Annotated in this window: 10 protein-coding genes; 8 read left to right on the forward strand and 2 right to left on the reverse strand. The window is 40.5% G+C overall.

Annotation, left to right across the window (positions count from 1 at the left end; genetic code table 11):
- Nucleotides 1-77: 77 nt before the first annotated feature.
- Genes PHP90_RS13025 through PHP90_RS13040 form a run of 4 tightly spaced genes read left to right on the forward strand, consistent with a single transcriptional unit; the run spans nt 78 to nt 2,893 of the window.
- The gene (locus PHP90_RS13025; RefSeq protein WP_299930787.1) at nt 78-1,046 is read left to right on the forward strand and encodes an ABC transporter substrate-binding protein; all 969 of its coding nucleotides are present in this window, start codon (nt 78-80) and stop codon (nt 1,044-1,046) included.
- Nucleotides 1,047-1,051: 5 nt separating this feature from the next.
- A complete protein-coding gene (locus PHP90_RS13030) occupies nt 1,052-1,792 on the forward strand; it encodes an ABC transporter permease subunit (RefSeq protein WP_299930790.1) in 741 nt (246 codons plus the stop codon).
- Between the two features lies 1 nt (nt 1,793).
- Nucleotides 1,794-2,498 carry an ABC transporter ATP-binding protein gene (locus PHP90_RS13035; RefSeq protein WP_299930793.1) on the forward strand — a complete coding sequence of 235 codons (705 nt, stop codon included), beginning with the start codon at nt 1,794-1,796 and terminating at the stop codon, nt 2,496-2,498.
- Nucleotides 2,495-2,893 carry a DUF411 domain-containing protein gene (locus tag PHP90_RS13040; RefSeq protein ID WP_299930796.1) on the forward strand — a complete coding sequence of 133 codons (399 nt, stop codon included), beginning with the start codon at nt 2,495-2,497 and terminating at the stop codon, nt 2,891-2,893. The genes PHP90_RS13035 and PHP90_RS13040 overlap by 4 nt, the downstream gene beginning before the upstream one ends.
- Here PHP90_RS13040 and PHP90_RS13045 read toward each other — a convergent pair.
- A complete protein-coding gene (locus tag PHP90_RS13045) occupies nt 2,890-3,357 on the reverse strand; it encodes a DUF302 domain-containing protein (protein ID WP_299930799.1) in 468 nt (155 codons plus the stop codon). The two genes, PHP90_RS13040 and PHP90_RS13045, sit on opposite strands and share 4 nt — an antisense overlap.
- A complete protein-coding gene (locus PHP90_RS13050) occupies nt 3,342-4,505 on the reverse strand; it encodes an ABC transporter substrate-binding protein (RefSeq protein WP_299930802.1) in 1,164 nt (387 codons plus the stop codon). Before PHP90_RS13050 ends, PHP90_RS13045 begins: the two co-directional genes overlap by 16 nt.
- 119 nt (nt 4,506-4,624) lie before the next feature.
- Here PHP90_RS13050 and PHP90_RS13055 point away from each other — a divergent pair, with 119 nt between their 5' ends.
- The 4 genes from PHP90_RS13055 to PHP90_RS13070 all read left to right on the forward strand — a co-directional run.
- A complete protein-coding gene (locus PHP90_RS13055) occupies nt 4,625-5,587 on the forward strand; it encodes a PQQ-dependent catabolism-associated beta-propeller protein (RefSeq protein WP_299930805.1) in 963 nt (320 codons plus the stop codon).
- A gap of 1 nt (nt 5,588) precedes the next feature.
- The gene (locus tag PHP90_RS13060) at nt 5,589-6,326 is read left to right on the forward strand and encodes an ATP-binding cassette domain-containing protein (protein ID WP_299930808.1); all 738 of its coding nucleotides are present in this window, start codon (nt 5,589-5,591) and stop codon (nt 6,324-6,326) included.
- A complete protein-coding gene (locus PHP90_RS13065) occupies nt 6,319-7,104 on the forward strand; it encodes an ABC transporter permease (protein ID WP_299930811.1) in 786 nt (261 codons plus the stop codon). Before PHP90_RS13060 ends, PHP90_RS13065 begins: the two co-directional genes overlap by 8 nt.
- A 102-nt stretch (nt 7,105-7,206) precedes the next feature.
- The coding region (locus tag PHP90_RS13070) for a PQQ-binding-like beta-propeller repeat protein (protein WP_299930813.1) at nt 7,207-7,924 on the forward strand (718 nt) is incomplete at its 3' end.

A 7,924-nucleotide genomic window follows, 5' to 3' on the forward strand; every position in this document is an offset into this window, starting at 1 on the left:
ATTTTTATCGCTATTTTCAAGCTATACATCTGTACTAAAATACAATAGTTTATGAATTAAAATCAGGAGAATAACCGATGAAAATTTTTGTATCACTATTACTTTTTCTTACATTATTATACGGGAGTAACAATCAGCTGAATGTTGGTGTTTTGGCATACGGAACGGTTAACTGGGAATTGATGACAATAAAGTCACAAGGTTTGGATAAAAAATACGGGTTTGATCTCAATATTAAAGAACTTGCATCCAAAGATGGTGTTGCAGTTGCTTTTCAAGCGGATAGTGTTGATGTCATCGTTAATGATTGGATTTGGGTCAACCGACAAAATTATCCTAAATTCTCACTCTATTTTTATCCTTATTCCACGGGAATCGGAGGAATTTATACCAATAACTCACGATATCGTACTCTTGCTGATTTAAAAGGGAAAAAGTTAGGTGTTGCCGGAGGACCGATGGACAAAAGCTGGCTGCTCTACAGAGCGTATGCACAACAAAAACTGGGGATTGATCTCTCAAACTATGCGGAGATCGTATTTGCCGCACCTCCTATTTTGAATGCAAAATTATCGGATGGAAGTTTGGATGCAGTACTCAATTTTTGGCACTACAATGTACTGCTGGATGAAAAAGGGATGAATCCAATATCCTCTGTTCGTGAAGTTTTGGGTAGCTTCGGTATTAACAATCAGGATATCCCTTTTACCGGATGGGTATTTAAGCGCTCATTTGCAGCAGAGAATAAAAATGTGATCAACGGTTTTTTACAAGCTTCACTGGAAGCGAATAAAATACTCAAGCACGATGACACTGCTTGGATTGCATTAAGACCATTTATGCACGTGAAAGATAATGCGGCGTTCGAAGCGCTAAAAAAAGGGTATCGTGACGGAATCCCGGAAAAGTTCACTGATGAAGAGATAAAAGGAATTGAACAGGTCTATTCACTGTTGGAAAAAACTGCCGGTAAGAACCTCGTCGGTGAGTCCAAAAAATTTGATAAAACGATGTTTTGGCCCTATAAACCTAACTCAACACGGTAATAAAGATGAATAATCTTCTGTATTTGCGCATAGGATCTGTTTTTTTCCTTATCGCCCTTTGGCATTTAACGGCATTCTTCGCAGATTCACCTCTGTTTCCGGCACCTTTAAGTGTATTACGCAGCTTAATCGAGCACATTTCAAGCGGAGAGCTACTGCATCATTTGGGTATTACGCTGTATCGAGTCGCAATGATTTTTCTCATTGCTATGCCAATCGGGATTGCTTTTGGTCTGCTGATGGGCAATTTTAAAAAAATCGATGCTGCTTTGGACACGCTCCTCGTTCTTGGATTGAATATGCCGGCACTGGTCGTTATTATGCTCTGCTATATCTGGTTCGGATTGAACGATGTTGCAGCGATTTTAGCCGTTGTTATCAATAAAGTTCCGATGGTTATCGTCAATATTCGAGAAGGGGTAAAAGCGATTGATACAAAACTGCTGGAGGTTGCCTGTATTTACAAAGTCTCACGCTATCGATTGCTGTTCACCTTTTATATCCCGCAGCTTTATCCATATATTATTGCAAGTGCCCGAAACGGTCTTTCATTGATTTGGAAAATCGTGTTGGTCGTTGAACTTTTGGGCAGAAGCGACGGGATCGGGTTTCAGCTCTCCATGTTTTTTCAATTTTTTGATATCACATCGATTCTGGCGTATTCGTTTTCATTCATTGTGATCATTATTTTTATCGAAAATTTTATTTTCAGACCGATTGAAGTTCGAATTGCGAAATGGAGATAAGATGCTGAATATTGATATTCGAAGTAAAAAATACAGTGAAAAAAACATCCTCCAGAATATACAGTTTAGTCTTAAAGAAGGGACTTTTCTCTCGATTATCGGTCCCTCAGGATGCGGTAAAACGACACTCCTTAAGCTCATCTCATCATTGGATATTGATTTTGAAGGTTCCATTAATATGGATGCAAAGTCAATCGGAATGATGTTTCAAGAGCCCAGACTTCTGCCATGGCTTACCGTCAGAGAAAATATTGCTGTCGTAAAAAAAATCGCTGCTCCCGAAGCGATAAAAGAACTTTTGCGGATGGTAGGGTTGGAACATACACTGGATATGTATCCGAAAAACCTTTCTGGAGGGATGGCGAGACGCGTATCTCTGGTAAGAGCTTTTATTAACAGACCTAAACTTATTTTGCTGGATGAACCGTTTGTTTCATTAGACAAGCCAACTTCACTTGCTCTTCAAAATGATTTGATGCTTTTTTGCAAAAGTTTTAATCCGGCGGTGATATTGGTGACACACGATCTCGATGAGGCTATTGCACTCTCGCAAAAAATACTTTTTTTAGGTGGTGAAGTAACCGAAGAAGTTATGACACATGTCAATGATCATAATGGTTTTGAGACACTTGAACCATCACAAGTTCAAATGATAAAAGAGAATCTTTTATCTTTGTATCCCAATATTTTAGAAGGAAAACTATGAAAAAAACAACACTCATGCTATTGGTGGTCTCATTGGCGTACGCAGAAGATCTCAAATTACAGATTTACAAACCGGTAACCGGTTCATGCCCGGCATCGTGGATCACCGATGTCGAAACGACTCTGGCTAAACCGGAAATCGTGACACTGACCGATGTCAGAAGCCTCAAAAGCAGTATCGGTATCCCGCGAGAACTTTTCTCGTGCAATACCTCCGTTCTCGGGGATTATGTGTTTGAAGGAAATGTTCCGCCCTCAGCGATTAAGAAATTTATGGAGGAGAAACCTGAAGGTGCTATCGGTCTAAGTCTTCCGGCAAGCCAAAATGATGAAGCGGTTAAAAAAGTCTATATCATCTACGCCGACAAAACCTATAAGGTTTACGGAACGTATTAATCCAAAGCCGATGTAATGATGGTCTCTATCATCGCATCGAGCTCTTTCGGATCGATATGCGTACTGATCCGAGGGGCTTTTAGAAAAGAGATGATAACTTCCTGAGAATCTTTCGTTTCGACAATCAGTATCTTAAACGGACAGTAGAGCAATGCATCGGCACTCTTTTCCAATAACGTATACGACGTAGAAGGTTTACAAAACCCTATACTCACCCCCTTTTTCAAAAGTGGCTGTTTCTCTAAACTTTTGGCTACGCCATCTAAGGCTTTAGCGATATTAATTTGATATACGATCGTAAAGGCATTGACTTGCAACTCGTTACTCAAACGTAATTGCACTTCTTCAAAAGAGCTGTCCCGGACTTTGTAAGTGATAGATTCGGGTGTCTCCGAGCGATCGGTCTGGGCATAGAGTACTCCTGTGAGCAAAAAGTAGAGAATACAGATTATTTTTGCTTGCATTTCATCTCGGATGCTGCGATACCCAGTGTATCTAAGTCGGTTACGGGATCTAGGAATCCTACTTGCGGAGAGGTGGATATCAGTGCATTTGGCTGAACCAGAGAAATCGGCATTCTCAGTTGCCCGTTATAGCTTCGAAAAGAGAGTTTTCGTCCCATATAGGCTGCCAGTTCAAACTCATTGGAACGGATATAGGCAAGATTTGTCTTGAAGTCACTTGTATTCGTATGCATGATAGAGGTTACAATCGTACGCACCGCTACCCAAGCCGCAAAGTCTTCAGATTCCATGCCGCGCGATGCATATTTTTTAAAACGATCCTGCATCTGTGCCGCACCCCACTGTTCGATACTCTTATGCCACTCTACAGGAGTGAGACCTTGGGTTCCGGCGACAGGGCGTGGGAGCCATGAATTAAAATAGACAACCTCTCCAAAATCTCCGTAATAATCGGCCGTTACAATAACATCATAATCTTCGCCTTGTGTAAATACAGGGAGTTCATCTTCTGCTTTTCTGCGAATATCGCTGTTGTTGTCCCATACTTTCTCTTGTACGATTTTGGCACCGAATTTTTTGGCAGCTCGTTTTACCGCATAGACGATGTTTTTGTCTTTGAGTGTTTTGCCTTCGATTAAAAATATTTTTTTGAAATTTCGTTTCACCAGAAATTGCATTAGCCCGTCATAGAGCATCGTATCATCGGCTATAGTGTGTAAAAGGTTCGGATTGCAGTAGAACATACGCAGGCGGGGATTGCTCAACCCGGCGTTGATCATCAAAACATTGTGGCTTTTCGGGTTACTGAGAAGTTTTACGAACAGGGGATACTGAACATTTAAGATGACATAGTGTCCCCCTTTGTCTACATAGCGTTCAAATGCTTTTAACAGGGCTGTTTCATCTCCTGACACTTCCGTTTGCAAGGTGTAGTGTTGGTCCATGAACTGAGCCGTCTTTTCGCTATCGTCTACCGCTATTTTTGCCCCTGCCAATCCTAAATCATCCGGTTTTTCGAAGATGTTTGAGAGGACAGGCGGATGCTTGATTTTTTGGTCTAAATAAAGTATTTTCACAGATATACCTGAAGCACTCAGTGAAATGGTGCTGAGCAGGGTTATTATCAGTAATCGCAGCAGAGTATGCATTGTATCCCTCGTATAAATAGCGTTGAGACAATTATAGGAAAAGTATATAGCGCGTATATAGCTATTTTCGAGCTATATACTTTTTGTATAATTTTTTACCTCACATATAAGGGATTTTTATGAAAAGAGCAGCACTCTCTGCGATGTTATTACTTGGCGGTTTAGCACAAGCCGATACGGTTTTTATATCGAATGAAAAAGACAATACGATTTCTGTTATCGATTCCAAAACCCAAAAAGTCATCGATACGATCGCCGTAGGGCAGAGACCACGCGGGATTGCCCTTGATAAACCAAAAACCCATCTGTATATCTGTGCAAGTGATGACAATACCGTACAAGTGCTAGATTTAAAAAGCAAAAGAGTAATAGCAAATCTGCCTTCAGGCGGAGATCCTGAACAATTTGCCCTGCATCCGAATGGAAAAGAACTTTATATATCGAATGAAAATGATGCTTTGGTAACGGTTGTAGACACTCAAAAGCGTAGTGTTATGAAGCAGATCACGGTTGGATTGGAACCTGAAGGTATGGCTGTAAGCCCTGATGGTACGCTTGCTATTGCTACAACTGAAACATCCAATTTTCTACACTGGATTGATACCAAAACCAAAAAGGTCGTTCATACAACTCTAGTCGATCAAAGACCGCGATATGTAGAATTTAGTAAAAACGGTGACAAAGTTTGGGCTTCCTCAGAGATAGGCGGCACGGTTATGGTAGTTGATACTGCGACGAAAAAAAGTATCACGAAAATCAATTTTGGAATACCCGGGATTTTTAAAGATCAGATCCAACCTGTAGGGATTAAACTCACAAGTGACGGAAAGTATGCCTTTGTAGCACTCGGGCCTGCAAATCATGTTGCCGTTATTGATGCCAAAACCTATAAAGTCATTAAATATCTATTGGTCGGTAAACGCGTTTGGCAAATGGCATTCGCAGAAAATGAAAATCAACTTTATACGACCAATGGTGTAAGCGGCGATGTCTCTGTGATCGATGTCAATGAGCTTAAAGTGCTCAAAAGTATTAAAGTTGGCCGCTATCCTTGGGGTGTAGCGGTTATTCCGACCAATTAAGATGAAAACAAATATTTTAGAACTCGAAAACGTATCCCATAAATACGATAAGGCGATGGTGCTGAAAGAAGTATCATTTTTCATCGAAGAAGCCTCATTTTTTGTCCTTCTAGGACTGAACGGAGCCGGTAAATCAACTCTGTTTTCGCTACTTACTAGACTCCAGAGCCTTCAATCCGGATCGATAAAGATCAATGGATTTATAATACAAAACTACACCAAAGCCCTTAAAGATATCGGTATCGTTTTTCAAGAACCGACACTGGATCTGGATTTAACCGTCCGGCAAAATCTCTATTACTACGGAGCCTTAAAAGGATTGAGTTTTAAAGAGACGATTGCTTCTATCAAAGAAGAACTGACAAATCTCGAACTCGATGAAAAACTGGATACAAAAGTGCAAAAACTCAACGGCGGTCATAGACGTCGGGTCGAAATCGTACGTTCACTCATTAATAAGCCAAAACTTCTTTTGTTGGATGAAGCAACAGTCGGATTGGATTTAAAAAGCCGCTTTGATATTCTGGATTATTTACGCACTAAAGTTCAAAAGGGCGATCTCTCTGTTTTATGGATCACCCATCTGTTTGACGAAGTTCAAGAGAGTGACAGTCTCGCGATAATCCACAAGGGCGAAATCCTCGCAACAGGGACGGCTGAGACGATTATTGCCGAGTACAAGCAAGCGGATCTAACTCAAACATTCAGACATTTGACGAGGGAGAATCCTGATGCGTAAATATTACTATTGTGCCAAAGGGATCATTTACAAAGAGCTGTTACGCTTTTTAAAAGAAAAAAGCCGATTTTTTTCAGCATTGGTACGGCCGCTATTGTGGTTATTCATCTTTTCGGTAGGGTTTAAATCGGCACTCGGTTTGGCGATCATTCCCCCTTATGAATCCTATATCACATATGAAACCTATATCGTTCCGGGATTGGTGGGGATGATTTTACTCTTTAACGGGATGCAAAGCTCGCTAACCATGATTATTGATAAAGAGATGGGAAGTATGAAAATATTACTTACTTCTTATATTAATAGAAATTTTTTGCTCTTTTGCAAAATGTTTGCAACGGCGATCGTCTCTACGATTCAAGCCATCACTTTTTTGATCGTAGCCTACTTATATGGAATAGAACTCACTTTTTCAGGTGTGCTTCTCGCGATACCGATTATTTTGTTCACATCGATTATCCTCAACGCATTTGCACTTTTTATCTCCTCCGTGATAAAACAGCTGGAAAATTTTGCGGCAATTATGAATTTTGTCATTTTCCCCATGTTTTTTTTGAGCTCAGCCCTCTATCCGTTATGGAAGATAAAAGACTCTTCACTGCTCTTATTTAATGTCTCTTCGTGCAATCCTTTTACCTATATCGTTGAATCTATCCGTTTTGCCCTCTATCTAAAGTTCGATCTGTTCACTTTTTATGTCATCTGTATATCATTTTTTTTAATGCTCAGTCTCGCATTTATCGGGTACAAATCAAAAAAAGTGTTGAAAAAAAGCTGAATTTCTCCACCGCTAAATTCAGGCTATTTTCATTATGTATACTTTTGGGAATGACAAATTTCGACAAATTTGTTGCTAAATTTAATTTGAAGGAGAGATGGAATGACACAGAGTAAAACGCTAACTACAAAGATTGCAGTTACCCTTGCTGCCTTTCTTATTGGTTGTGCTGCTCAGGGCACAGGTCTTACTAATAATGTAAAAAAAGATGGGGTGAAAGCTTCATTTGCACCGGTTACGTATGATGATATCCTTAATGATGATAAAACTGTTGGGGATGTTGTAACGTACGGTTTGGGACAAAAAGGACAACGTTACTCGACGTTGAAACAAATCAATAAAAAGAGTATCAAAGATCTTGTACCGGTATGGAATTTCAGCTTCGGCGGAGAGAAAATGCGCGGGCAAGAGTCACAACCGTTGGTTAAAGACGGTGTTATGTATGTGACAGGGTCGTATTCACGTTTATACGCTCTTGATATCGCAACCGGACGCGAAATCTGGAACTACGAAGCAAAACTTCCGGATAATATCTTGCCGTGCTGTGACGTTATTAACAGAGGTGCGGCACTGATTGACAACCTCGTCATTTTCGGTACGTTGGACGCTAAACTTGTGGCACTTGATCGAGCTACGGGAAAAGTAGTATGGAAAAAAACCATTGCAGATTATAAAGACGGCTATTCATTTACAGCAGCACCGTTGATCGTTAAAGGTCTTGTTGTAACCGGTGTATCGGGTGGGGAATTCGGTATTGTCGGTAAAGTTGAAGCCCGTGATCCAAAAACCGGAGAGATTGTGTGGAGCAGACCAACGGTTG

This window comes from Sulfuricurvum sp. (assembly GCF_028712165.1).
Taxonomy (GTDB): Bacteria; Campylobacterota; Campylobacteria; order Campylobacterales; family Sulfurimonadaceae; genus Sulfuricurvum.

Coding starts and splice junctions, on each gene's coding strand:
- PHP90_RS13045 (WP_299930799.1), bottom strand. CDS start 3,357: ATGCAAGCAAAAATAATCTGTATTCTCTACTTTTTGCTCACAGGAGTA.
- PHP90_RS13065 (WP_299930811.1), top strand. CDS start 6,319: ATGCGTAAATATTACTATTGTGCCAAAGGGATCATTTACAAAGAGCTG.
- PHP90_RS13050 (WP_299930802.1), bottom strand. CDS start 4,505: ATGCATACTCTGCTGCGATTACTGATAATAACCCTGCTCAGCACCATT.
- PHP90_RS13055 (WP_299930805.1), top strand. CDS start 4,625: ATGAAAAGAGCAGCACTCTCTGCGATGTTATTACTTGGCGGTTTAGCA.
- PHP90_RS13040 (WP_299930796.1), top strand. CDS start 2,495: ATGAAAAAAACAACACTCATGCTATTGGTGGTCTCATTGGCGTACGCA.
- PHP90_RS13025 (WP_299930787.1), top strand. CDS start 78: ATGAAAATTTTTGTATCACTATTACTTTTTCTTACATTATTATACGGG.
- PHP90_RS13035 (WP_299930793.1), top strand. CDS start 1,794: ATGCTGAATATTGATATTCGAAGTAAAAAATACAGTGAAAAAAACATC.
- PHP90_RS13060 (WP_299930808.1), top strand. CDS start 5,589: ATGAAAACAAATATTTTAGAACTCGAAAACGTATCCCATAAATACGAT.
- PHP90_RS13030 (WP_299930790.1), top strand. CDS start 1,052: ATGAATAATCTTCTGTATTTGCGCATAGGATCTGTTTTTTTCCTTATC.